This window comes from Serinibacter salmoneus (assembly GCF_002563925.1).
GTDB lineage: Bacteria > Actinomycetota > Actinomycetes > Actinomycetales > Beutenbergiaceae > Serinibacter > Serinibacter salmoneus.
Map to the genome: position 1 here is coordinate 3,001,558 of NZ_PDJD01000001.1, position 23,643 is coordinate 3,025,200.

Below are 23,643 nucleotides of genomic sequence, written 5' to 3' on the forward strand. Positions count from 1 at the left end.
CATCCCGGCCGAGACCGCCACCCCACCGACTGCCGCCGCACGATGCGCGACTCCGTGGGCGAGATAGCCGATACCGCAAAGAGACTCTCCCGCCGCGGCTGGGGCGCCTCCGGCGTCAGCCCCGCAGTTCCCCCAGCACCCGGGTGAGAGTCGCGATCGCCCGCGTCACGTCGTCGGGGGTGGTGCGCGCATTGGAGACCGACACCCGCAGCACCCGGCGGCCACGCCAGGTCGAGGGCGTCATCCACGTGGTGCCCTCCGCCATGAGCGCGGCGGCGAGCGCATCGGTCTCGGCGTCGTCGCGGAAGGCCACGCACACCTGGGTGTAGACCACGTCGTTGAGCACGGTGACGCCCTCCAGGGCGCCGAGCTCCGCGGCGAAGCGCTGCGCATGGGCGGCGAAGCCCTCGACCATCTCGCGCAGGCCCCGGGCGCCAAGCTCACGCAGCGCCGCCCAGACCGCGAATCCGCGGGCGCGGCGGCTGAACTCCGGGGTGCGGGCGAACGGGTCCGGCCGCGAATCCTGGATCAGGTAGGCCGCGTCGGCGCCCATCGCGCGGTGCAGGGCGGCGGCGTCCCGCACGATCGCGAACCCGGAGTCATAGGGCACGTTGAGGGTCTTGTGCGCATCGGTCGCCAGGGAGTCGGCGGTGCGCAGGCCGGCCACGAGGTGGGCATGGGCGGGGCTGGCCGCCGCCCACAGGCCGAAGGCGCCGTCCACGTGCACCCAGGCGCCGTACTGCTGTGCGACGGCGAGCGCCCGCTCCGGGTCGAAGGCTCCGGAGTGCACGTTCCCGGCCTGCAGCACCACGAGGCGGGGCCGGCCCGGGCGCTCCCGCTCGTCCCGCGCGAGTGCCACCTCCAGGGCGCCGGCGTCGATCCGCCCCTGGTGGTCCGCGGGAATGATGCGGGTGCGACGGTTCCCGAGGCCGAGATAGCGCAACGCGATGTCCACCGTCACGTGACGCTCCGCCCCGGCGAACACGGCGACCTCCGGGGCGCCCGCCAGGCCGTCGGCCTCCACGTCCCAGCCCACGCGCGCCAGCACCTCGCCGCGGGCGGCCGCCAGGCAGGTGAAGGTCGCCATCATGCCGCCGGTGACGAACCCGACGCCGCTCTCACGCGGCAGGTCCAGGGCCTCCTTCAGCCACTCGGCCGCCACCCGCTCGGCGGCGGCGCCGGCGGGCGAGCCCACCAGCAGGCTGGCGTTCTGGTCCCACGCGGCGGTGAGCCAGTCCGCGGCCAGCGCGGAGTCCAGCACCCCGCCGCGCACCCACCCGAAGTAGCGGCCCGACGGCGTGGCCACCAGCCCCGATTCGGCGGCGGCCACGAGTTCACGGATCACCTCGGGCGCCGGCGTCGGCTCGCTCGGGAAGGGCCGCGACAGGGTGGCGGTGACCTGGTCGACGTCCGCGGTGGCGCTGACGTCCCGGGTGGGAAGCGACCGCAACCACGACCGGCTGGCGCGGATGGCGACGTCGAGCGCATCGGTGGCTGCGTCGTCGCCCACGATGCCATCGCTGCCTGGCTGGGGGGTGGCGGTCACGTGCAAACGCTCCTCGAGGCTGGTCCGGTCCGCCCATGAGCCTACGACCGCGAGGGTGCGGTTCCCATCCGGGTGCGCGTGACGTGAGCGGGTGACCTGCTCACATGACCTGCTCGCATGACCTGCTCGCATGACCTGGGAGACTCGGGGCATGGCGATCTCTCCCACGACCGCCACGCGCGAGGCCCTCTCGGCCGCGCCGCGCGTGGATCCGCGCGACATCCGGCTGATCACGATCGACCTGGACGGCACGCTGCTGGACTCCGCCAAGCGCCTGGACCCCGCCTTCCCCGCGTTGCACCGTGAGCTGGTCGCCGCGGGGATCACGGTGGTGCCGGCCTCCGGGCGCCAGGTGGCGAGCATCCAGCGCGACGTGCCACCCGTGCCGGGCACGCCGTTGACGGTGATCGGGGAGAACGGGGCGATCGTGGTGCGGGGCGAGGAGGCGCTGGCCACCGATTCCGTCCCGCGAGACGCCCTGGCTCACGTGCTGGACGCCGCGGAGGCCTACCAGGCGGGCGGAGGGCGCTGCGCCGTGGTGCTGTGCGGACGCCGAAGCGCCTACGTGACCGACCACAGCGAGGAGTTCATGCGGGTCACCGCCCCGTACTACCCGCTCCTGGAGCAGGTGGGTGACCTGCACGAGGTGCGCGACGACGTCCTGAAGATCGCGGTCTGGGACCCCCACGGCAGCGAGCACGGCGTGGCGCAGGCGATCGTTGAGGTGCCGGGCGCGCGCACCCTGGTCTCGGCCGGGGTGTGGGTGGACATCATGAGCCCGACGGCGGACAAGGGCCACGCCTTGGAGGCCCTGCAGGCGGAACTCGGGGTGGGCCCGGAGCAGACCATGGCCTTCGGGGACTACCCGAACGACCTCGGCATGCTGGCGCGGGCGCGCTACTCCTTCGCGATGGCGGATGCGCACCCGAGCGTGGCGCAGGCGGCGCGGTACCGGGCGCCGTCGAACGACGACGGCGGCGTGGTCCGCACCATTCGCACCGTCCTCGGCCTCTGACGCCCACCGCGAGGCACTCCCACCCCACCGCGAGGCAGTCAGGTCCCCACCGGATCGCGCATCGTGCCAGACTCGGGGGCACGACGTGAAGGAGGATGGCCATGCCCTGGTTCGCGTGGATCGCGATCGTGGCGATCCTGGTCTACGGCGTCTCTGAAGGCGTGCAGAACGTGGTGAAGGCGCGCAACGCCCGCCCGCCCGGCATGGTCTCCGAGTCCGAGCACGCGGCCGACCTCGCCGCGCTCGAGTCGAAGCTCAAGCACACGATCTCGACGCGGGATGAGGAGATCGCCCAGCTCCGTGGCCGGATCGAGGAGCAGGAGTACCGCCTCGCGACCGTGGAGAAGTTCCTGCGCGAGGCGCGGGAGTAGCACCCGCTCCCCCGCCCGGAACAGCCCCGCCCGGAACACGCGCAGAGCAACACCCCCGCCGAGCAACACCCCCGCCGAGCGATGGGTTGCGCACGCATGGCGCGCTCATTCCCTGCCCAAGCACCCGCTCGGCGACCCCGGCAAGCGATAGAACGGCGAGCAATAGAACGTTGCACCACAGACCGGCCGAACACGAGGCGACGGCGCCACACGCCTGAACGTCCCTGGCCCACGAATTCCGTGAAACCGAGCCGCTGACCACGCCCGTGATGCACCGACACCATTGCATCGTTGCACCAGATCACCTACTGTGCGAGGGCACCGACAATGACGAGGGAGCAATGGACGCCAGACCGAGAGTGTTGATCCACGGGACCGGTTTCGCGGGCCGAGGCCATGCGGCCGCCTTCCGATGGGCGGGTGCGGACGTCGTCGGAATCGTCGGCCGCACCGCGTCCGTCACCGACGAGGTCGCCGCCGACCTGGGCATCCCCTACGCCGGGACCGACTGGCAGCGGGCCCTGGAGGACTGCCGGCCCGACATCGTCTCCATCGCCACGCCCGGCGGCGCGCACCGCGAGCCGATCGGGGAGGCCATCGCCTTCGGGGCGCACGTCTTCTGCGACAAGCCGCTGACCGACGACGCCGCCTCCGCCGCGCAGGTGCAGGAGTTCGCGCAGGAGCGCGGGGTGAAGACGGCCTTCGCCGCCAGCTTCCGTTACACCCCCAGCGTGCGGCACGCCCAGGAGCTCGTGGCCGCCGGCGCCATCGGCGAGCCGACCGAGGTGGAGTGCCTCTCGCACTTCAACCTCGAGCGCGGCATCCCCTTCGGCTGGTCGCACCGCAAGGAGGACGGCGGCGGTCGCCTGAACAACAACTTCACCCACACCCTCGCGATCGTCGAGGCCGTGATCGGCGACCGGGTCAGCCAGGTGGCGGGCGATGTGCGCGACGACCTGGGCCGGGCGCCCATCGTTTCGGGCGTGCACAACTTCGCGACCCGGCGCTCCTTCATCCCCGAGGACCTCACCGACCCCACGCTGGAGTGGGGCGAGAGCAACGTGGAGTGGTCCTACACGGTGATGGCGCGGATCACCCGCACAAGCGGCGCCGCACCCGTGTCGGCGCTGTTCAAGCACGGGGGCCTGGTGCCCCGCTTCCGCGAGGACCACATCGTGTTCTACGGCACCACGGGTGCGGTCTACCTCGAGGGTCACTACGGCAGCGGCACGCTGCACCGTTGGGGTCCGGACAAGCAGTGGCACGCGCTCCCCCTGCCGGCACACCTCGCACGGACCACCCCCGAGGTCGAGGGGGAGACCGAGCAGTGCTGGCACTACCTCGCGCGGGAGTTCGTGGCCGACATCCGCGGCGAGAAGGTCGAGCCCTACCCCACCTTCCGTGAGGGTGCGCGCTACCAGCAGATCATCGAGATCATCCGCGCGAGCGAGAACTGGACGGACGTCTCCGCCCTGCCCTGACTCCCAGACGCCCAGCAGCACAGCACCGCCGCGCTGCGCCACCCATCCCCGATGACGAGGAGACCCCATGAGAATCACCGACGCCCAGGTGTTCGTCGGCGGCCCGAAGAAGAACTACGTCACGCTGAAGATCATGACCGACCAGGGTGTCTACGGCCTCGGCGACGCCACGCTGAACACCCGCGAGACCCTGCCGGCCATGTACCTGCGGGACTACCTGATCCCCGCGATCATCGGCATGGACCCGCGCCGCAGCGAGGACATCTGGCAGTTCCTCTACCGCGGCGCGTACTACCGGCGCGGCCCGATTGCGATGGCGGCCTACGGCGCGATCGACACCGCGCTGTGGGACATCAAGGCCAAGCTCGCCGGGATGCCGCTGTACCAGCTCTTCGGGGGCAAGAGCCGCGAGGCAGCGATGGTCTACGCGCACGCCACGGGCGCGGACCTGGAGGACCTCATGGACTCCATCGCCTACTACGTGCAGGAGGGCTACCGGGCGATCCGGGTGCAGTGCGGCATCCCGGGGATGCCCACCACGAGCTACGGGGTCTCGGACAAGCGCGGCGACACCCGCAACTTCATCACCGACTACACCGGGGTGCGGCCCCGCACCGAGATCTGGGACACCGACAAGTACCTGCGCTTCATGCCGGACGCCCTGGCCGCGATCCGCGACCGGTTCGGGCCGGAGCTGCACATCCTGCACGACGTCCACCACCGGCTGCTGCCGCGCGAGGCGGCCGAGTTCGCCAAGGCCGTGGAGCCCATGCGGCCCTACTGGCTCGAGGATCCCACCCCCGCGGAGGACCAGGACGCGCTGCGCCTGATCCGGCAGCACTCCACCGCTCCGATTGCCATCGGCGAGGTGTTCAACTCCATCTGGGAGTGCAACAAGCTCATCGAGAACGAGCTCATCGACTTCATCCGCGTGGGCGTGACGTACGCGGGCGGCATCACCCACGTGAAGCGGATCGTCGACCTCGCGGGCCTGCACCACGTGCGCACCGGCTTCCACGGCGCACCCAGCCACTCCCCGCTCTCGATGGCGGCGCAGGCGCACCTGAACGCCTGGGCACCGAACTTCGGCATCCAGGAGTACCTCGTGCTCGGCACGCCGGAGTGCGACGCCCTGTTCCCCTCCGAGCACCACGTCACCGACGGGATGATGTACGTCAGCGACGAGCCCGGCCTCGGCGTGGACTTCGACGAGTCCGAGGCCGCGCGCTACGAGTACGAGCCCGGCTCCCACCCCGTGGTGCGCCTGGAGGACGGCACCATGTGGAACTACTGAACGCGTAACTCCAGAGCCACCTGTGCGCCGAGCGTGTTCTTGTGCCGGATCCGAACGCGGGGATCCGGCGCAAGAACACGCTCGGCGCATGGGTGGCGGCGCAAGCGCACGCTCGGCGAAGCGGGGTGGGCGACGGCGTGAATCACCCGACGGCGTGAGTCACCCGACGGCGTCGACCTCCGGGAGCTCCCGGGTCGCCACGAGCCGGGCGTACCAGCGCGCGGAGTCCTTCCAGGTGCGCTCCAGGGTCTCGTAGTCCACCCGGATCAGCCCGAACCGACGGGCATACCCCCAGGCCCACTCGAAGTTGTCCAGGAGCGACCACGCGAAGTAGCCCTGCACGTCGGCGCCCTGCTCCATCGCGGCGGCCACCGCGGCGATGTGGTCTTGCAGGTAGGCGACGCGCTTGGGGTCGTGCACGGCGCCGTCGGGTGAGACCTCGTCCTCGAACGCCGCCCCGTTCTCGGTGACCATCAGCGGCAGGCCGGGGTAGCGCGCGGAGAACTCCAGGAGCTGATCGGTCAGACCACGCGGCTCCTGGTTCCACCCCATCGCGGTCAGCGGGCCCTCGGGCGGCAGGATCTCCACCGTGGTCACTCCCACCCACGGGCTCGTGGTGGAGGCGCGGTGCCCGGCGTTGTCGGAGACGCTCATGCCCTCCACGGCGCGGCGCACGTAGGTGGTGGAGTAGTAGTTCAATCCGAGCGCCACCAGCGGCTGGTGGATGACCTCGAGGTCGCCCTCGGCCACGAAGGCGAAGTCGGTGACCTCCGCGAGGTCCGCCACGAGGTCCTCGGGGTAGGCGCCGTCCAGCATCGGCCCGGTGAAGGCGCGGTTGGCGATGCCGTCCATCTGGCGCACCGCGTCGGCGTCCTCCGGGGAGTCGCTCGCCGCGTAGAACTGGTGCACGTTCAGGGTGACCGAGACCCGGGCCTCCGCGCCGAGCTCCTCGCGGATCGCCCGCGCCGCCAGCCCGTGCGCCAGGTTGAGGTGGTGCACCGCGGCCATCGCCGCGGCCGGCTCCGTGCGCCCGGGGGCGTGCACCCCGGAGGCGTACCCGAGGTAGGCCGAGCACCACGGCTCGTTCAGCGTGGTCCAGGTGTGCACCAGGTCGCCGAGTTCGCGGGCCATGGCCCGGGCGTAGCCCTCGAACGCGAGCGCCGTCTCACGCACCGGCCAGCCGCCCGCGTCCTCGAGCTCCTGCGGCAGGTCCCAGTGGTAGAGGGTCACGTACGGCTTGATCCCGGCCTCGTTCAGTGCCGTCAGCACTTCCCGGTAGAACGCCACGCCCTCAGGGTTCAGCGGCCCCGAGCCGCCGGGCTGCACCCGCGGCCACGCGATCGAGAGCCGGTAGGCGTCCACCCCGAGGTCCACCAGGTGCTGCACGTCCTCGCGCCAGCGGTGGTAGTGGTCGCACGCCACATCGCCGGTGTCGCCGAACTCGGTGGCGCCCGGGGTGTGGGAGTAGGTGTCCCAGATCGACGGGCCGCGGCCGCCCTCGGCGGCGGCGCCCTCGATCTGGTAGGACGCGGTGGCGGATCCGAACGTGAACGTGGGGGGGAAGACGATGCCCATGGAACTCCTTCGTGTTTCAGCTCCCACCAAGCCTAAGGCTCTCGGATGACGCCCACCCTCGACGTGAACCTGCGCGCAGTGCCATCCTGGTGGCTCGGGCCGTGTCGACGAGGGGGTCGCCGTGAACGCGCACACGCTGAACACCGATCGCGCGGACGTGCGCGTGACGATCCTGGCGACCTACCGGAGCCTGCGCGTGGGGATCGTGTGCGCCGGGGCGCTGCTACTGACCTCCGTGACCCTCGAGGTGGTGCGCGTCGGCGCCGTCCCGGCCTCCATCAGCGCCCTGTTCTACTCCCCGGTGCGCACGGTGTTCGTGGGCGTGCTGATCGCGGTCGGGCTCGCCCTGGTGGCGGTGCAGGGCCGGGTGCGGTGGGAGAACAGCCTGCTGGACGCCGCCGGCGTGCTGGTCCCGCTCGTCGCCTTCGTGCCCACGCCCCTGTTCGCCGGTACCGGCGCACCGAGTGAGGGCTCGCCCCTGTGGCGGGTCGGGGCGGACTGCGCCGGCGGCGAGGCCTGTGTCCCGGCCGATCTGCACGTGGGCATCGGGAACAACGTCGCCTCCTACGGCCTCCTGGGCGCGATCACCCTCGTGCTGCTGTGGGCGCACCGCCTGCACGCCCGGCGCAGCGCCGGCGCGAGCGGCCAGGTCCCGAGCCTGCGCTCGGTCACGATCGCCACGGTGATCTGGGTGGCGCTGGGCGCCTGGTTCGTGCTGGCCCGGGAGTCCTTCATCGCGTTCGGTCACAACGTCTCCGCGATCGGCTTCTTCGCGCTGCTGATCGTGGTGGTGGTCATCAACGCCAGGGATGCCACGGACGGGCCGGCGGCGCTCTCGATGGGCCGCAGCGGGTTCCGCCGCACCTACCTGGTCATCGCCGGGGCGATGGGTGTGGCGGTGGTGGCCGGGGTCGGCACGTTCCTGTTCACCGGTGAGCAGAGCGCCTTCGCGCTGGTGTTCTGGCTGGAGGTGGTGCTGCTCGTGCTGTTCATCGCCTTCTGGGTGGCGCAGACGATCGAGCACTGGGATCACGACGTGGTCGACGCCGCCGCCTGAGCAGCATCCGAACCGCCACGGCGGCCCTCAGGCCGGCCCGATCCGCTCCGCGACGATCCGGGCGGACATCGCCACCAGCGGCAACCCGCCACCCGGGTGCGCGCTGCCGCCCACCAGGTGCACGCCGTCGACGGGCGTGGCGTTGCTCGGCCGCAGGAACGCCCCGAACATCCCGTTGGAGGAGGTGCCGTAGATCGACCCGCCCGGTGCGAGGGTGGCGCGCTCGAGGTCCGCCGGGGTGCGCAGGTGCCGCACCCGCACGTGTCGGCGCACGTCCAGCCCCCGGGAGGCCATGACCTCCAGCACGTGGTCGGCGTAGGCCTCGGCCAGGCCCGGCGCGTCCCAGTCGGCGCCCCGGGCGGGATCGTGCCGCGGCGCGTTGACCAGCACGAACCACGCCGAGGCGCCCGGCACCCCCGCGGGCACGGTGGCGGGGTCATCGGGCGAGGTGACGTACACGGTCGGGCGGCGCACCGGCCGCGACCGACCCCGAGGGCGCCGGCCGAACAGCCCGTCGAACTCGCTGTCGTAGTCCTCGGCGAACAGCACCCGGTGGTGCGCGGCGGTGCGCACCCGCTCGGGCAGGTCCGCCAGGCCCAGCAGCATCACGAACCCGGAGAACGACGGCGTGGCGCGGTTCAGCAGCCACGCCCGCCCCCGGTGCGGCATCAGGTGGGTGTAGACCTGCCGCGCGTCGGCGTTCAGGACCACCGCGTCCGCGCCCACCCACTCCCCGCTCGCGGTGCGCACCCCGTCCCGGTGGGCCGCCACCACGCGCTGCCCGGTGCGGATGCTCCCGCCCAGGTCCCGCACCCGCTGCGCGAGCGCCTGGGCCAGGCGCGTCAGCCCCCCGCGGATGTACCAGGACCCGAACCGCTGCTCGCTGTAGGGCACGGTGATCAGGGGTGAGGGCGCCCGCCGGGGATCGCTGCCGGTGTAGGTGGCGTAGCGGTCCAGGAGCATCCGCAGCCGCGGATCGCGCAGGCTGTCGGCGCCGTAGCGGCGCAGCGTGCGCCAGGGCGCGAGATCGGCCATCGCCGTACCCGGCGGGAGGCCGGCGACGGCGTCGCGCACCCCGGTCAGGGACAGCGGCTCGCGCAGGAAGGCGGGTTCCGCCACGCGCCACATGATCGCGGCCCGTCGCATCAGCTCAGCCCATTGCGCCCCGGTGCCCGCCCCGAGGTCCCGGTCCATCGCCGCGGGCACCTCCTCCAGCCGGCCCGGCATCGCCAGGGTGGAGCCGTCGGGGAAGCGGTAGCGGAAGGCGGGGTCCAGGCGCTCCAGCTCGAGGCCCGGATCGCCGCCGGTGTCGCGCCAGAGCTCATCGAACACGTGCGGCATGGTCACCAGCGAAGGGCCGGTGTCCCACAGGTACCCGGCCTCGCGGTGCACGCCGAGCTTGCCGCCCACCTCGTGCGCCTCCAGCACCGTGACCTCGTGCCCCGCGGCGGCGGTGCGGGCCGCGGTGGCCAGCCCGCCGACCCCGGCGCCGACCACCACCACTCTCATGGGGCGCCGATCCGTCGACGACGCCGCGGCTCCCGCAGCACCAGCACGAGCAGCGGCACCGCGATCACGCCCATCGCCAGGCCGCCCGCGAGCGCCACGTTCGGGCGGTCCCAGAAGGAGAGGTTCCCCGCGATGCTCGTGAGCCAGGTCCACACGTAGACCACGTACGGCACGGCGTAGGTGCGCAGGGGTTCGGGGGCGCTCGTGGCCCGAGCCGAGCCCGCCGGCCCGGTCAGCGCACGCGGCCCTGTCAGCGCACGCGGCCGGGCGGCGCGGCCGACGACGGCCTCGATCAGCAGCATCATCAGCACACTGACCCCGAACCAGCCGGCGTAGTTGGTCAGCGGGATGTCGGGGGTGAGCGGCAGGGCGGGCTGCGGGTGCGCCCAGCCCCAGTTCCCGGCGTCGACCATCTGGGTGTCCAGGAACACGTCCCAGGCCGTCAGCGCCCAGGCACCCACGAGCACCACCGCCCAGGTGGGCCGCACCAGGGTGCGGGCCACCACCCACGCGGGGTAGGCCAGGGTGGCCCAGGCCAGCAGCACCAGGGCGGAGACTCCGAGCACCTGGGGCCCCAGCCCCCCGGTGTAGGCGTATTCCCCGAACGGGAACCCGGTGGCGACGCCGAGCGCCTCCGCGACCAGGCCGAGCGCCGCGATCCCCGCGAGCATCGCCGCGCCACGCCACCAGCCCGCCACACCGGCGGCGTGCAGCATCGCGGTGAGCGCGAACAGGACCACACTGGCCACGGTCAGGCCGATGTCGTCCGGCATCAGGGCGAAGGCGGACTGCACCGCGAGGCCGCCCGCTAGGGTCAACCAGGCGAGCCGGCCCGCGAGCGGCGACCCCGTCCGCTGCCTTCCCGCGACTGCGGGCGCGCTCACACCGGCTCCGGGAGCGGACCCGGCGAGCGGTCACCGCGGAGCATCTTCACCATGAGTTCGGCGGAGATGAGGCACATCGGCACCCCGACGCCGGGGGTGGCGGTGCCGCCGGCGTAGTACAGGCCCGCCACGGTGCGCGAGGCCGGCCCGCGGCGGAACATCGCCGACTGCCGCAGCACGTGCGCCGGGCCGAGCATGCCGTCCTTCCAGGAGTGGTAGTCCCTCCCGAAGTCCGCCGGGCCGATCACGTGCCGAGCCTCGACGTCCAGTTCGGCGCCCGCCCAGTCCACGATCTGCTGCACGGCGCGATCCGCGATCGCCTGCACCTGCGGGTCCTCCGCGCCGCCGAGGCCGATCTCCCCGGAGACCGGCACCAGGACGAACAGGTTGGAGCGGCCCCCGGGGGCCACGCCGTCGTCCGTGGCCGAGGGCTTGCAGACGTACAGGGACGTGGGGTCCGGCAGCGGATCGGCGTGCGAGGCGGCACCGGCCGTGAAGACGGCATCCAGGCTGGCCTCCCAGTCGGTGGTGAACATCAGCGTGTGGTGGCCGAGCTGCGGGACCTCACCGCGCACGCCGAGCATCACCAGCACGGCGGAGGGGCCGGGCGCGGTGCGCCGCCAGGTGCGCTCGGGGTAGGTGCGGTAGCGCGCGGGCACGAGCGCGGTCTCGGTGTGGTGCAGATCCGCGGCGGAGATCACGGCGTCGGCGCGTTCCCGCCGAACCGGTGCCTTCTCGTCGCGGGCATCGCGCCAGGCCACACCCCGCGCCACGCCCTTGCGGCCGCGCAGCCCGCCGGGCCCCCACGGGCCGCGCACCGGGGACACCCCGATCTCGGTGACCTCGGCGTTCAGGGTGATACGCGCCCCCGCCTGTCGTGCCAGGCGTTCCAGCGCCGCCATCACCCCGGTGAACCCACCACGCGGGTAGAGCACACCCTCATCGAGGTCGATCTGGCTCATCAGGTGGTAGATCGCCGGGGCCTTGCGTGGGTCGGCGCCGAGGAAGATGCCGGGGTAGGTGAGGATCTGGCGCAGCACGGGCGAGTCGAAGCGCTGACCGGCGAACATCCACAGGGAGGTCGCCAACCATCGCGTCAGGTCGGGGCTCGAGCCCAGGGCGCCCCGCAGCGACGACGGCGCGCTGAAGGGGTTGTAGAGGAAGTAGCCCAGGGAGACCTCCAGGGCCTCACGCGAGGAGTCGAGGTAGTGCCCGATCGCGGCGCCCGCGCCGGGCTCCAGCGACTCGAACAGGCGGGCCACCGCCTCGCGACCGTGCGGGACGTCGACCGCGTTCAGGTCGCCCGGACCGGAGCCGCTGAGCACCCGGTAGCCGGGATCGAGCAGTCGGAGGTCCAGCTCCTCCCGTGCGCTGGTTCCCAGGAGTCGGAAGAAGTGGTCGTAGACCTCCGGCATCAGGTACCACGAGGGTCCGGTGTCCCACAGGTACCCGTCCTGCTCGATCCGGCCGGCGCGCCCCCCGATCCGCGAGCCCCGCTCCAGGACGTGCACGTCGTGGCCCTCCCGCGCGAGCAGGGCGGCGCTGGCAAGACCGGCCGCGCCGGCCCCGATGATGGTGACCCTCATGGCCGGCTCCCTCCGCGCTCACGCAGGAGCGCACGGACCACCAGGCCCGCCTTGACGTGATGGGGGACCCGCACCCGGGTGCGCGCGAGGTCCGCGGCGGGGGTGGCCTCGATGCGGTCGGCGAGTGCGGAGAACAGCAGCCACGCGGCACGGACCCCGCCGCGCACGTCCCGGGGCAGGAGGGCGATGCCGGTGTCGGCTGCGGTCAGATCCGCGCGGATGCGTCCCAGCCAGTACGCCTTCCCCGCCTCGTCCAGCGCCCCGGCGCCGACATCGCCCGGGTGCGCCACGCCGTCGCGCTCCCGGTCCACCTCCGCGGGCACGGGCAGGTAGCCCCGGCCGAGGGTGGCGTCCTGCGCGAGATCACGCAGGAAGTTCACGTTCTGGAACGCGGCTCCCAGGGCGCGGGCACCGGCGACCTGCTCGGGGGTGGGGCGCGGCACGAACACATGCAGGCACATCAGCCCCACCACCTCCGCGGAACCGTAGACGTAGGTGCGCTGCTGGGCGTCATCGAGCGGGCCCGGGCTGAGGTCCATCGCCATGGAGGCGAAGAACGGCTCGACCACGTCGCGGGGGATCCCGCACTCACGCGCGGTCGCGGCGAAGGCGTGCACCACGAGATTCGTGCTGAACCCGGTGGTCATCGCCTCGTAGGTCTCCGCCTCCAGGGCACGCAGCGCACCCGCCCGCGCCTCGGCGTCCAGGCCCGCCTGCTCGGCTGTGCCGTCCACGATCTCGTCGGCGATGCGCACCAGGGCGTACACGGAGCGGATGTGCTCGCGCACGCGGCGCCCCAGCAGCGTGCACGCAAGACCGAAGGAGGTGGAGTACGCGGCGATCACGCGCCCCGCGGCGGCGCGGGAGGCATCCGTGTAACGGCCGAGGTCTGAGCCGGCCACGAGCGGACCCGGTGTCGGCCGTGCCGCATGCGATGAGGCCGGGGAGGTTCCGGCGCCGGACGGGTTGGTCATGATTGCCGATCCTCGATGACGTCGACCAGGTCCTCCACCATGCCACCCAGGGCGGGTGCTCCAACACCCGGGAGCGTGGACGCGAGGTCTCGCGCGGTCTGCAGTGCGCGGGCGATGTCCCGCTCCACGGCCGCCCGGGCTCCGGACTCCTCCAGCAGGGCGATCGCCGCTGCCGCACGGGGCGGCGTCAGGTCGGGGTCACCCACCGCACCGGCGATCGCCGGCCACTGGGGGGTGGGGCGGGCGTAGGCGATCAGCGCCGTCACCTTGCCCTCCCGCAGGTCGGAGGCCGAGTCCTTGCCGACCAGATCCGGGTCGCCGAAGACCCCCAGGAGGTCGTCCTGCAACTGGAAGGCAAGTCCCAGCTGATGTGTCAGGTCGCCGAGCACGGCGGGGGCGGGGAGCCCCTGGTAGGCCAGGGCGAGCGAGAACGGGAGGTGGAAGGTGTACACGCCCGTCTTGTGGACCGTCATCGCGAGCACCTCCGCGAGGTCCGGGTCACGCTCGGGCAGGGAGTAGAGCACGTCACACAGTTCACCGGTCACGGACTGGCTGAGCGCATCGGCGAGCACCTGCGTCAGTGCGATCCGGGTGTCCTGGGACAGGTCGAGACGACCGATGGCGAGGTGGGCGTCCGAGAGCAGCAGGTCGCCCGCCAGGATCCCGAGGGTGGATCCGAGCCGGGCCGCCGAGTCCGCGGACAGGTCGAGGTCGGCCACCTGTGACGCACGGCCCAGCAGGTTGGGTTCACCGCGGCGCAGCGTGTCGCGGTCGATCACGTCGTCGTGCATGAGAAAGCCCGCATGCACCAGTTCGAGAGCCACGGCCAGGGCGGTCAGGTCACTCTCGCGCTTGCGGGTGGCGGATTCCTGCAACGGCGGCGCATCCGCGGCCAGGGCCTGCGCGGCCAGCAGCAGGATGGCCGGGCGCACCAACTTGCCACCGCAGATGGACGGGCGCGCGGCGCTCCACATGCGGGCCGTCTGCGACGATGCGGTGGCGACCTTCTCATCGACGTAGGCGTGCAGCGCCGAGCGCACCGTGCGCAGGTAGTCCTCGCCGGTCGGTGGCAGCAATCTCAGGGGCAACGCCGTCAACCTCGCTAAGTAGGTGAGATACCAACCAAGCGTAGCAACAGAGCGCACGCGGTGGGTCCGGCTCCCCCTGCTGAGCCGGACCCACCTCCCGCGTCCCCACCGGCCATCACCCCCCTGCGGCCATGTCCGGTGGTGTGGTGGCACGAGATCACCCCCCTGCGGTGATCGCCGAGCCCAACGATGCGACCCCATCGCCCCCCTGCGGCGATGCTGCCGCGCCGTTCCACAACGACGCATTGATGCGTTCACTGGACTAGACGGATGACTCGCGCAGATATGACGCGACCCCAGGTGTGACCTACATCACACCTGGGGTCGCGGGGTCGTTACACGCGATCGTTCGCTATTTGACCAATCGCTGCAGGGCGAGGTAGACGATCACGGCGATCACGGCGAGCAGCACCAGACGCCAGACCAACCACAGCGCGCTGAGCAGGAAGTTGAGCAGGAACCACGCGATCACCACCGCCGCGATCGCGAACAGGATCCGCACCAGGTTCGACATCAGTCCTCCAGACTCTCGTAGCACCCCTCGACGAGCGCGGACAGTCCTTGCTGTGCCTGCTCCTCGAGTGCGGCGGTATCCGTCACCGCCGCCGTGCCGTCCTGCGCCACCGTAGCCAGGCCGTCCAGTGCCTGCGCGGTCGAGTCCGCGGCACTGCGCAGTTCCTCCGGGCCGTTCTCGGCCGCGGTCCGCACGCTCTCGGCGAGTGTGGCGAAGCCCTGCCCGGCGACCTCGGGATTGACCTCGATCACCGCGACGAGGTCGGTGATGCGCAGGCTGGCGGCCTCCGCCACCGGTTCCAGCACGCTGCACTGCACGGACTCCTGCTGGTCCGCGGAGCAGGCGGTGACGCCGGCCAGGGTCCCGGCGGCGAGCACCACGAGGCCCGCGCGGGCGAGTCCGGGCAGGCGGTGGGTCGAGCGGTGGGTCCAGGTCACGCTGGAGCAACGCCGCACGCCCCCACGAGGTTCCCGGATCAGGCCGGTTGCGCCAGCCGTGCCGGGCGCGCGGCACGGGTGCCGTGACCGGCCACGTCCCGCCCGACCTCGAGGATGCGGGGCTTGCCCTCGACGATCGCGACCCGCGAGACGGAGGCGTTCGGCAGGGGGTGCAGCACCGGCGCCCCGATCGTGGCCAGGTAGGCACCCAGCGTCAGTCCGTGCCCGACGACGAGCACATGGCCCCCCGGGTGACTCGCCGTGATCTCGGCGAAGGTCTCGCGCACTCGCGTCATGTAGGCAGCGCCGCTCTCCCCGCCGGGCAGGCCCTCATGGGTCCCCGCGAGTACCTCCCGGACCAACTCGGCCCACGGTTGGTGGGCGTCCAGGCGCTGCTCGGGGAGACGTTCGAACGCACCGAAGGAGAACTCGCGAAGCCCGGCGTGCGCCCGCAGCCGCAGTTCCGCGTGGTGGCGCACGAGCTCGACGGCGGTCATCATGGCACGCCCCTGGGGGGAGCTGTACGCGGCGTCGAAGTCCTCGGCGGCGAGGTGTCGCGCCGTGGCCTGGACGCCCGCACGGCCGAGGCGGGTCAGCGGGGAGTCGCAGGAGCCCTGCAGCATGCGGCGGGCGTTGAGGTGGGTCTGGCCGTGCCGGACCAGGGTGAGGGTCGTCGTCGATGCGACCGTGGTGGTGTCCATGACAGCGACGCTAGGGGGCCGCCGCTTCCGCTGGGCCAACGCCCCGCGACCACTGGGTGAAATCACGGCACCCGGCGGGCAACGCCGAGGCGACCCGGGGCGAGCGTCAGGTGAGGTGATCCTCGGGGGCGTCCTGTGACGCGGACGCCGTGGCGCGGGCTGCGGCATTGCGATCGAAACCGGGGCGGAAGACCAGCCGGGGAAGGCCGGCGGCGCCCACGTGCCAGGTGTCACCCAGCGGGTGCGTCCGGTCCACCCGGATCCCCGACGGCGTGGCGTCCCCGCCCAGCCGCTGGAAGACCACCCGATCATGGTCGTACCAGGCGTGAGGGGCCAGTGGCGCGAAGACCTCGATGCCCTCGAAGCTCTCCGGGGTGCCGATGAACACCGGCTGCAGGTCCAACCCGTCCGCCAGCGCGTGCGGCCACCACCGGAAGTCGGACACCAGGTGACGGCATGCACCGCAGCCGGGCGAGAAGAACACCAGGATCGTGGGTGGGTCCTGGAACTCGCGCAGCGGCATCGCTGCGCCGTCCACGTCGAACAGCACGAGCGAGTCGATCTCGCGCTGCCTCCGGCGCCGTTCGCGCACCACCGCGAGCGCGGCGAGGGCGGCTACCACCGCGAGCGCGAGCGCACCGGCGAGCCGACCGCCGGCGGAGGGGGCCGCGAGTCCCGCGAGCGCAACGAGCAGGAGCGCCACGTTGCGTACGACGGTGCGCCATCCGATACCCGCCGGCCCGAGCGTGCCGAAGCACGCACAGGTCGCCGACAGCCGCAGCGCCACCGCCCGCACGACCACGACGAGGAACGCCGCGTACATGAGGCACGCACCGACGAGCCAGACCCGGTATGCCGTCCCGGTCAGGAACAGCACACCGAGCCCGAGCACGATCTCGGCAGCGGGGACCGCCGCAGCCCACCTCACCAGGAGGCGATCGCCTGGCAGCCTCAAGGTGGGAAGGCTCCGGCGGAAGGCACCGAGGTCGACCGCCTTGAGCACGCCGCCGGCCAGCAGGACGACGCCGGCAACCCACCCGCAGGCGAGCAGGAGGGCACTCACTTGGAGTCGGTCTGGCCCTCTGATTCGTCGGCCTCGGCGGCCTCGGCGGCCTCCTCAGCCAGTTCCTCGGCCACGGCCTCCGCAGCGAGTTCCTCGGCGATCTCCTCGGCCACGGCCTCCTCAGCGAGCTCCTCCGCGACCTCGGCCACGGCCTCCGCCTCCGCCTCGGCGTCCGCCTCCTCGACCTCTTCCCAGTACTCCTCTGCCCACGGGTCGTCCACGGGGCGTGAGCGACGCCAGACCAGGTATCCGGCCGCCGCGGCAGCGGCACCGACCAGGACCCAGCCCACGACCTTGCCCTTGCCGCCGCTCGCCTGGGCATCGGCAGCGGCGGTGACGGACTCCGCAGCCGCATCCGCCTTGGCGGCAGCGGCCTCAGCAAGGCCACTCGCCTTGCCTGCGGCGGCGTCCACGGCCTCCCCGGCCTTCGCGGCCGCGGTGTCGGCGGCGGTGCTCGCGGCCTTGGCGGCCGTCTGCATCGCGTCGACCACGCGGGGGATCACCACGTCGACGATGGTGTCGTGCGCCTGGTCGGTGTAGTCCTTGGACTTCACCGAGGCGACATCGGCGAACTCCGCGGCCTTGGCGGCCGCGGCCTCGACCTTCGGCTGGGCAGCGACCACACCGGCCCGCCAGGCGGCCTCCAGGCGCGGGGTGGCCCACTCGCGGGCGGCCTCGACGTGCGGGGTGGCCCACTCCACTCCCTGCTCTGCGAGCGCCTTCGCCTGACGGCTGGCCTGGGCGAGCGACTCGCGAACCTCGTCGGGATCGATCTGGACCTTGTCTGACATGGTGCTCCCTCGCGCTCGTGGTGGTATGCGTCTGACTCCCTATCGTGCCACTTCCGAGACTCCCCCGCAGATGCCGCGTGGATGAGAGTCCGCATGAACGAGGGCATGGGAGGATCGAGGCATGTACGCGATCATCCACACCTCCTCCGGCGACATCGCCGTGGACCTGTTTCCGAACCATGCCCCGAAGACCGTGGCCAACTTCACCGGCCTGGCCACCGGGGAGCGCGCATGGACCGACCCGACCACCGGTGAGGAGGTCAACCGTCCGCTCTACGACGGCACCGTCTTCCACCGCGTGATCCGCGACTTCATGATCCAGGGTGGTGACCCGCTCGGCAACGGCACCGGTGGCCCCGGCTACACCTTCGACGACGAGATCCACCCCGAGCTCGCGTTCAACGAGCCCTACCTGCTGGCCATGGCCAACGCCGGCCGGCACCCCGTCACCCGCGGCGGCACGAACGGCTCGCAGTTCTTCGTGACCAGCGTGCCCACCCCGCACCTGCAGGGGCGTCACACCATCTTCGGCAAGGTCCGCGACCAGGCGAGCCGCGACGTCGTCGACGCGATCTCGACCACGCCCACCGGGCGCGCCGACCGCCCGGTGCAGGACGTCGTCATCTCCTCGATCGAGATCGTCGAGGACTGACACCCCGGATCGAGAGGGCCCACGGCCCGCGCGACGGCGGCGGCTGCCACATGCGGCGGCCGCCGTCGTCGTCTCCGGTGAGCACGAGCACCGACATCCGCGCAGCGAGACGTGAGGACCGAGGATGACGCAGCCACCTCAAGGCCCATGGGGCCAACAGCACCCCCAGGCCGCCGTACCGGTGTGCCCACGCCACCCCGACCGGGTGGCGTACGTGAGGTGCCAGCGGTGCGGGCGCCCGGCGTGCCAGGAGTGCCAGCGACCCGCCACCGTCGGTGTGCACTGTGTGGACTGTCAGCGGGCCGCGAGCGCCCAGCAGCGCACGATCCGCACCCGGTTCGGCGGCCGGGCCCGCACCGGTGAACCGGTCGTCACCTGGAGCATCATCGCGGTCTGCGCGATCATCTTCGCCCTGCCCTACGTGCTCCCGGACCGGCTGTGGATCCCGATCGACAACGCCCTGATCTGGGCGCCCGCTGCCCCGTGGTTCCTCGACCAGCCCTACCGTTTCGTGACCACGAGCCTGCTGCACGGCAGCCCCTGGCACCTCGCGTTCAACATGTACGCCCTGTGGCTGGTGGGCCGCCAACTCGAGCCGCTGCTGGGCCGGTTGCGCTTCGGCGCGCTCTACCTGCTCTCCGTGATCGGCGGAAGCACCGCCTACCTGCTCATCGGGGGGCTCGACGCGCCGCCTGCCGTCGGTGCCTCGGGCGGGGTCTTCGGCCTCTTCGCGGCGTACGCGATCTTCATCCGCCGGATCGGCGGCGACCCACGCCAGGTGTTGATCATCGTCGCGATCAACATCGCCATCGGCTTCGTCATCCCACGGATCGCCTGGGAGGCGCATCTCGGAGGACTCGCCATCGGCGCCCTGGTCGCGGCGATCTTCGCCTACATCCCCTTCCGTGAGGCGCGCAAGCAGTGGTCGGCGATCGGCGCCGTCGTGCTCGGCCTGGGCGCTCTGACGTGGTTGGGCTACCTCATCGGCTGAGGCAGCCCCACGCGCCACCCAGTTATCCACAGGACTGTCCCCAGTTGGGGAGAACTACACGCGTGTCATTCACCCGCCGGCGGGGGCGCTCACAGCCCCCGCGGTCGCTACTTCCAGCGCATCGTCATGAGGAATCCCGCGAGGATCAGCACGAAGCCGACCGCGAGGTTCCACGCACCCAACGCGGGGATCGGGTAGGTGGACTGCGAGATGTAGGTCGTGACCACCCACACCAGGCCGACCACCAGCAGCGAGACGAACGTGGGGACGAACCACGGCGCGTTCCCGCTCTCCTCGGGCAGCCCCACCTGCTGACGCTCGGGCTGGGGCTTCGACTTCTTTCGGGACCGCGACACGGGCACGGGTACTCCTTGGTCGGGGCAGACAGTGTTCCCGGCAGGATAGCCGGACAACCGAGGGTTCTCAGCCCCGCCACGTACACTGCGACTCGGTGATCGGAGGTAGATGTGCCACAGGAGTCGGACACCGAGGAGGCGCGTGGTCCTGACGCGCCCGACCGCCGTCGACCCTCGTTCGCCGTGGCCGGCGTCGCACTCCTCGCCGGGATGCTGTTCGCCACCTCAGCCACCGTGTTCGCGCAGGAGGACGACGACCGTGCGGGCAACCTCCGCGACCTGGTCGCCGAGGAGAACGAGCGACTGCTCGACCTGGGTGTCGAGGTGGAGGAGCTGCGGGCCGACGTCGCGCGACTGGAGGGCGACGCCCCCGAGAGCTCGGTGGGTGCCGACGAGAAGGAACTCTTCGCCGTCGGCGCTGAACCTGTGGCCGGCCAAGGCGTGCGGGTCACGCTGACCGATGCGCCGGCGGGAACCGCTGCGGACGATTACAACGACCTCGTGGTCCACCAACAGGACATCCAGGCGGTCGTCAACGCCCTGTGGCGCGGCGGTGCCGAGGCCATGAGCATCCAGGGGCAACGAGTGGTCTCCACCACCGCCGTGCGATGCATCGGCAACGTGCTGCTGCTGCACGAGGCCACCTATTCACCGCCGTACTACATCGAGGCGATCGGTGACCAGGAGGCGCTCGAGGAGGCCCTGGCGCAGGACGCCAGTATCCGGCTGTACCAGGAGTACGTGGAGCGGTTCGGTCTGGGGTACGCCGTGGAGCGCGACGACCTCACGCTCGCGGCCTACACCGGCGGCCGGAGCCTGTCCTACGCGACGCCACTCGAGGCGAGCGCATGACGACCGCCACGCGGGGACCCAGCGGCCCGGTTCAGCACCGCCGTCGGCGTCGAGGCGGCGTGGGCAACGCCCTGCTCGGAGCCGTTGGCGAGTTGCTGATCACCGTGGGTCTGCTCCTCGGCCTGTTCGTGGTCTGGCAACTGTGGTGGACCGACGTGGAGGCAGCCGCCGTACAGCGCGAGCTCACCGCCGAGCTCGAGGAGACCTTCGGGGAGGTGCCCGAGGAGATCGGAGAGGTGCGCACGGACACGCCACCGCAGGAACTCGAGCCGCTCGACGCCACCACCTTCGGCCGACTGTGGGTGCCACGCTGGGACTCCGGCTCGACTCAGTACGCGCGCACCATCAGCGAGGGTGTGGACAACGCCACCGTGCTGGACGTGCTGGGAATCGGCCACTACCCCGGCAGCGCCATGCCCGGGGAGGTCGGCAACTTCGCCATCGCCGGTCACCGCCAGAGCCACGGCAAACCGTTCTACGACATCACCGAACTCGAACTCGGGGACGAGCTCGTGGTCGAGACCGAGGACGCCTGGTACGTCTACACGGTGACCGACACGCTGATCGTCACGCCCGATCAGGGCGAGGTGGTCGCCGCCAACCCCTACGACCCGGGCACGGCGGCCGAGAGCGCGATGATCACCCTGACCACCTGCCACCCCCTGTTCTCCGTGGCCGAGCGGTACATCGTGCACGGCGAACTGGACCACTGGGTGCCGCGCGAGAGCGGCGTCCCGGCTGCGATCGGAGGCGAGGCCTGATGTACGGCGCCATCTGGAGACTGCTGCCCGGCCCCGCCTGGTTCAAGGTGATCGAAGCGCTCGTGCTGATCTTCGCCGTCGTGGCCGTGCTGTTCCTGTGGGTCTTCCCCTGGGTGGCCCCGTACGTGCCGTTCGGGGAGAACGTGGTCGAGACAGGGAGCGCGCCATGACCCGCATCCTCGTGGTGGACAACTACGACAGCTTCGTCTACACGATCGTCGGCTACCTCACCGAACTCGGGGCCGAGGTGACCGTGGTGCGCAACGACGCCCTCGCGGGATCGGTCGAGGACCTGGCGGGGTACGACGGCGTGCTGGTCTCTCCCGGGCCCGGCGCCCCCGCTGAGGCCGGCGCCTCGATGCCGATCATCCGCTCGTGCGCCGAGGCCGGCACCCCCATGCTCGGGGTGTGCCTCGGGCACCAGGCCCTCGCCGAGGTGTTCGGCGGGGTGGTCTCCCACGCCCCGGAGCTGATGCACGGCCGCACCTCGCGGGTGCGGCACTCCGACGGCGCGCTGCTCGACGGCCTCGCGGAGGAGTTCACCGCCACGCGCTACCACTCCCTGGCGGTGGAGCCCGCCACGGTGCCCGAGGAACTCGAGGTCACCGCTTGGACGGCCGCGGACTCCGGCGACATCGTCATGGGGCTGTCCCACCGCACGCTGCCGCTGCACGGGGTGCAGTTCCACCCCGAGTCCGTGCTGACCGAGGGCGGCCACCGCCTGCTGGCGAACTGGCTCGCGATGACCGGCGACGCGGACGCGGTGGAGCGCTCCGCGGGACTGCGCCCGCTCGCCGACCTGGGCTGAGGCGCCACCGCTCGCCGGCTCCCCACCCCCGGCGGTTCCCACCCCTTCGAGCGTGCCTTTACGCAGCCCCCGCACCCCCGCTGGGACGCCGGTCCTCGCTGGGGGCGGTGCATTCCTCGCTGGGGGAGGTTCAGTTCCACACCTTGCGGCGCCACCGCCGGTCGGCAAGCCCCTGACCTGCAACGACGCTCGCGGCGACTCGGAACCGAGAGCGGCGCTTCCTCCCTGAGCGAGGGGTTCACCGCCCACAGCGAGGATCGCCCCGCGCCTCCCGCCCCCGACGCGGCCGGCCAACCGGTCCCGGGCGTCCGCAACACAAGGGCTGTACCACCTGGTGAGACAACTCATCTCGCTGTTGTTCGCCCGAGGCGAACCCGCGACGGTGGAGACATCCAGGACGCCGCGCGTCCCGGGCACCGCAGGACCGAGCCGTTCCGCCGAGAGAGAGGGCCACCAGTGTCGCTTCCCGTCACGCTGACCGACGTCTCCCGCGCCTTCCGCATGCCCGGGGAGGCCACCCGGAACGGCCGTCGAATGCGCACCGGTCGCCGCACCGCGTCTCTCGGCTCCCCCGCCACCGCACCCGGCACCGCAGCACCCGCCACCCGCGCGGTGCTGCGCGGGGTCGACCTCGTGCTGCCGGCCGGGGGCATCACCGCCGTCATCGGCCCCTCCGGCTGCGGGAAGTCCACCCTGCTGCGGCTCATCGGGGGCCTGGACACGCCGAGCACCGGCACCATCACCCTGGGCGAGGCGCCGGTGACCGGAACCGACGAGCGCCTCGCGATCGGATTCCAGGAGCCGCGGCTGCTGCCGTGGCGCTCCCTGGCCGCGAACGTCGCGATCGGCCTGCCGAGCAGCACCGCCCGGGCCGACGGCGCAGCCCGGGTGGCCGAGCTGCTGGACCTGGTCGGCCTCACCGCCTCCGCGCACCTGCGGCCGTGTCAGGTCTCCGGCGGCATGGCGCAGCGCGTCTCACTCGCCCGCGCCCTGGCGCGCCGCCCCGAGGTGTTGCTGCTCGATGAGCCGTTCGGCGCCCTGGACGCCCTGACCCGGCTGCGCATGCAGGAGGAACTGCTGCGGGTGCACGCCGCACAGCCGACCACGGTGCTGCTCGTGACGCACGACGTGGAGGAGGCGCTCTACCTCGCCGATCAGGTGGTGGTCCTGCGCACCCTGGCTCCCGACGAGCGGGACGCCTCGATCGCCCGCGTCGTCACCGTGCCGGCCGATCGTCCCCGTGACCGCGCGGACTCGAGGCTGGCCGATCTACGAGCCGACCTCCTGGAGGAGCTCGGGGTGCCGACCCATCACGGCACACCCGCCCTCGTCTGACG

At 72.1% G+C, this 23,643-nt stretch carries 25 protein-coding genes; 12 read left to right on the forward strand and 13 right to left on the reverse strand.

What is annotated here, in order from left to right; genetic code table 11:
- Nucleotides 1-115: 115 nt before the first annotated feature.
- Nucleotides 116-1,546 (reverse strand): pyridoxal phosphate-dependent decarboxylase family protein, encoded by a 1,431-nt coding sequence (locus tag ATL40_RS13380; RefSeq protein ID WP_245867117.1) that lies wholly within the window; start codon nt 1,544-1,546, stop codon nt 116-118.
- A 151-nt stretch (nt 1,547-1,697) separates the two neighbouring features.
- On the opposite strand from ATL40_RS13380, the gene ATL40_RS13385 reads away from it, so the two are divergent.
- The 4 genes from ATL40_RS13385 to manD all read left to right on the forward strand — a co-directional run bounded on the left by ATL40_RS13385 (nt 1,698) and on the right by manD (nt 5,707).
- Entirely contained in the window at nt 1,698-2,561 is an 864-nt protein-coding gene (locus tag ATL40_RS13385) for an HAD family hydrolase (RefSeq protein WP_098469982.1), read from the forward strand.
- 101 nt (nt 2,562-2,662) lie between these two features.
- Nucleotides 2,663-2,932: a hypothetical protein gene (locus ATL40_RS13390; RefSeq protein ID WP_098469983.1), complete on the forward strand. Its 270-nt coding sequence runs from the start codon at nt 2,663-2,665 to the stop codon at nt 2,930-2,932.
- A 341-nt stretch (nt 2,933-3,273) separates the two neighbouring features.
- Nucleotides 3,274-4,413 (forward strand): Gfo/Idh/MocA family protein, encoded by a 1,140-nt coding sequence (locus ATL40_RS13395; RefSeq protein ID WP_098469984.1) that lies wholly within the window; start codon nt 3,274-3,276, stop codon nt 4,411-4,413.
- A gap of 67 nt (nt 4,414-4,480) precedes the next feature.
- Nucleotides 4,481-5,707, forward strand: coding sequence for a D-mannonate dehydratase ManD (gene manD, locus ATL40_RS13400; protein WP_098469985.1), 1,227 nt, complete (start codon nt 4,481-4,483; stop codon nt 5,705-5,707).
- Nucleotides 5,708-5,866: 159 nt separating this feature from the next.
- Here the strand turns inward: manD and ATL40_RS13405 are convergent, their stop codons facing one another.
- Nucleotides 5,867-7,282, reverse strand: a complete 1,416-nt coding sequence (locus tag ATL40_RS13405; protein ID WP_098469986.1) for a GH1 family beta-glucosidase — start codon at nt 7,280-7,282, stop codon at nt 5,867-5,869.
- Between the two features lie 121 nt (nt 7,283-7,403).
- Between ATL40_RS13405 and ATL40_RS13410 the strand changes: the two genes are divergently transcribed.
- Complete coding sequence (locus tag ATL40_RS13410) at nt 7,404-8,339, forward strand: hypothetical protein (RefSeq protein ID WP_098469987.1); 936 nt, start codon at nt 7,404-7,406, stop codon at nt 8,337-8,339.
- Nucleotides 8,340-8,366: 27 nt separating this feature from the next.
- Here ATL40_RS13410 and ATL40_RS13415 read toward each other — a convergent pair whose 3' ends face one another.
- The 10 genes from ATL40_RS13415 to ATL40_RS13455 all read right to left on the reverse strand — a co-directional run bounded on the left by ATL40_RS13415 (nt 8,367) and on the right by ATL40_RS13455 (nt 17,886).
- Complete coding sequence (locus tag ATL40_RS13415) at nt 8,367-9,848, reverse strand: phytoene desaturase family protein (protein ID WP_098469988.1); 1,482 nt, start codon at nt 9,846-9,848, stop codon at nt 8,367-8,369.
- Nucleotides 9,845-10,732, reverse strand: a complete 888-nt coding sequence (locus ATL40_RS13420; RefSeq protein ID WP_211283128.1) for a carotenoid biosynthesis protein — start codon at nt 10,730-10,732, stop codon at nt 9,845-9,847. Before ATL40_RS13420 ends, ATL40_RS13415 begins: the two co-directional genes overlap by 4 nt.
- On the reverse strand, nt 10,729-12,318 hold the full coding sequence (gene crtI / locus ATL40_RS13425; protein WP_098469989.1) for a phytoene desaturase family protein: 1,590 nt from the start codon (nt 12,316-12,318) through the stop codon (nt 10,729-10,731). The genes ATL40_RS13420 and crtI overlap by 4 nt, the downstream gene beginning before the upstream one ends.
- On the reverse strand, nt 12,315-13,292 hold the full coding sequence (locus ATL40_RS13430) for a phytoene/squalene synthase family protein (protein WP_098469990.1): 978 nt from the start codon (nt 13,290-13,292) through the stop codon (nt 12,315-12,317). The genes crtI and ATL40_RS13430 overlap by 4 nt, the downstream gene beginning before the upstream one ends.
- Nucleotides 13,289-14,380 carry a polyprenyl synthetase family protein gene (locus ATL40_RS13435; RefSeq protein ID WP_169925988.1) on the reverse strand — a complete coding sequence of 364 codons (1,092 nt, stop codon included), beginning with the start codon at nt 14,378-14,380 and terminating at the stop codon, nt 13,289-13,291. The genes ATL40_RS13430 and ATL40_RS13435 overlap by 4 nt, the downstream gene beginning before the upstream one ends.
- A gap of 352 nt (nt 14,381-14,732) precedes the next feature.
- Nucleotides 14,733-14,894 carry a hypothetical protein gene (locus ATL40_RS15115; protein WP_169925989.1) on the reverse strand — a complete coding sequence of 54 codons (162 nt, stop codon included), beginning with the start codon at nt 14,892-14,894 and terminating at the stop codon, nt 14,733-14,735.
- Nucleotides 14,894-15,331 carry a hypothetical protein gene (locus ATL40_RS13440; RefSeq protein WP_098469992.1) on the reverse strand — a complete coding sequence of 146 codons (438 nt, stop codon included), beginning with the start codon at nt 15,329-15,331 and terminating at the stop codon, nt 14,894-14,896. The genes ATL40_RS15115 and ATL40_RS13440 overlap by 1 nt, the downstream gene beginning before the upstream one ends.
- A gap of 38 nt (nt 15,332-15,369) precedes the next feature.
- Entirely contained in the window at nt 15,370-16,032 is a 663-nt protein-coding gene (locus ATL40_RS13445) for a histidine phosphatase family protein (RefSeq protein WP_098469993.1), read from the reverse strand.
- 106 nt (nt 16,033-16,138) lie between these two features.
- Nucleotides 16,139-17,095, reverse strand: a complete 957-nt coding sequence (locus ATL40_RS13450) for a TlpA family protein disulfide reductase (protein WP_098469994.1) — start codon at nt 17,093-17,095, stop codon at nt 16,139-16,141.
- Nucleotides 17,092-17,886 (reverse strand): hypothetical protein, encoded by a 795-nt coding sequence (locus ATL40_RS13455; protein ID WP_098469995.1) that lies wholly within the window; start codon nt 17,884-17,886, stop codon nt 17,092-17,094. The genes ATL40_RS13450 and ATL40_RS13455 overlap by 4 nt, the downstream gene beginning before the upstream one ends.
- Before the next feature lie 121 nt (nt 17,887-18,007).
- Here ATL40_RS13455 and ATL40_RS13460 point away from each other — a divergent pair, with 121 nt between their 5' ends.
- Together ATL40_RS13460 and ATL40_RS13465 are read left to right on the forward strand one after the other, a co-directional pair.
- Nucleotides 18,008-18,538 (forward strand): peptidylprolyl isomerase, encoded by a 531-nt coding sequence (locus ATL40_RS13460; RefSeq protein WP_098469996.1) that lies wholly within the window; start codon nt 18,008-18,010, stop codon nt 18,536-18,538.
- Between the two features lie 286 nt (nt 18,539-18,824).
- The gene (locus ATL40_RS13465; protein ID WP_245867119.1) at nt 18,825-19,529 is read left to right on the forward strand and encodes a rhomboid family intramembrane serine protease; all 705 of its coding nucleotides are present in this window, start codon (nt 18,825-18,827) and stop codon (nt 19,527-19,529) included.
- 107 nt (nt 19,530-19,636) lie between these two features.
- Here the strand turns inward: ATL40_RS13465 and ATL40_RS13470 are convergent, their stop codons facing one another.
- Nucleotides 19,637-19,885 carry a cell division protein CrgA gene (locus tag ATL40_RS13470; RefSeq protein WP_425443386.1) on the reverse strand — a complete coding sequence of 83 codons (249 nt, stop codon included), beginning with the start codon at nt 19,883-19,885 and terminating at the stop codon, nt 19,637-19,639.
- Between the two features lie 111 nt (nt 19,886-19,996).
- Between ATL40_RS13470 and ATL40_RS13475 the strand changes: the two genes are divergently transcribed.
- From ATL40_RS13475 to ATL40_RS13490, 5 genes are all read left to right on the forward strand, one after another.
- Nucleotides 19,997-20,737, forward strand: coding sequence for a DUF881 domain-containing protein (locus ATL40_RS13475; protein ID WP_211283129.1), 741 nt, complete (start codon nt 19,997-19,999; stop codon nt 20,735-20,737).
- On the forward strand, nt 20,734-21,498 hold the full coding sequence (locus tag ATL40_RS13480) for a class E sortase (RefSeq protein ID WP_098469999.1): 765 nt from the start codon (nt 20,734-20,736) through the stop codon (nt 21,496-21,498). Before ATL40_RS13475 ends, ATL40_RS13480 begins: the two co-directional genes overlap by 4 nt.
- The gene (locus ATL40_RS15120) at nt 21,498-21,668 is read left to right on the forward strand and encodes a hypothetical protein (protein ID WP_169925990.1); all 171 of its coding nucleotides are present in this window, start codon (nt 21,498-21,500) and stop codon (nt 21,666-21,668) included. Before ATL40_RS13480 ends, ATL40_RS15120 begins: the two co-directional genes overlap by 1 nt.
- Nucleotides 21,665-22,306 carry an anthranilate synthase component II gene (locus tag ATL40_RS13485; RefSeq protein WP_098470000.1) on the forward strand — a complete coding sequence of 214 codons (642 nt, stop codon included), beginning with the start codon at nt 21,665-21,667 and terminating at the stop codon, nt 22,304-22,306. Before ATL40_RS15120 ends, ATL40_RS13485 begins: the two co-directional genes overlap by 4 nt.
- A gap of 501 nt (nt 22,307-22,807) precedes the next feature.
- A complete protein-coding gene (locus ATL40_RS13490) occupies nt 22,808-23,641 on the forward strand; it encodes an ABC transporter ATP-binding protein (protein WP_098470503.1) in 834 nt (277 codons plus the stop codon).
- Nucleotides 23,642-23,643: the final 2 nt, after the last annotated feature.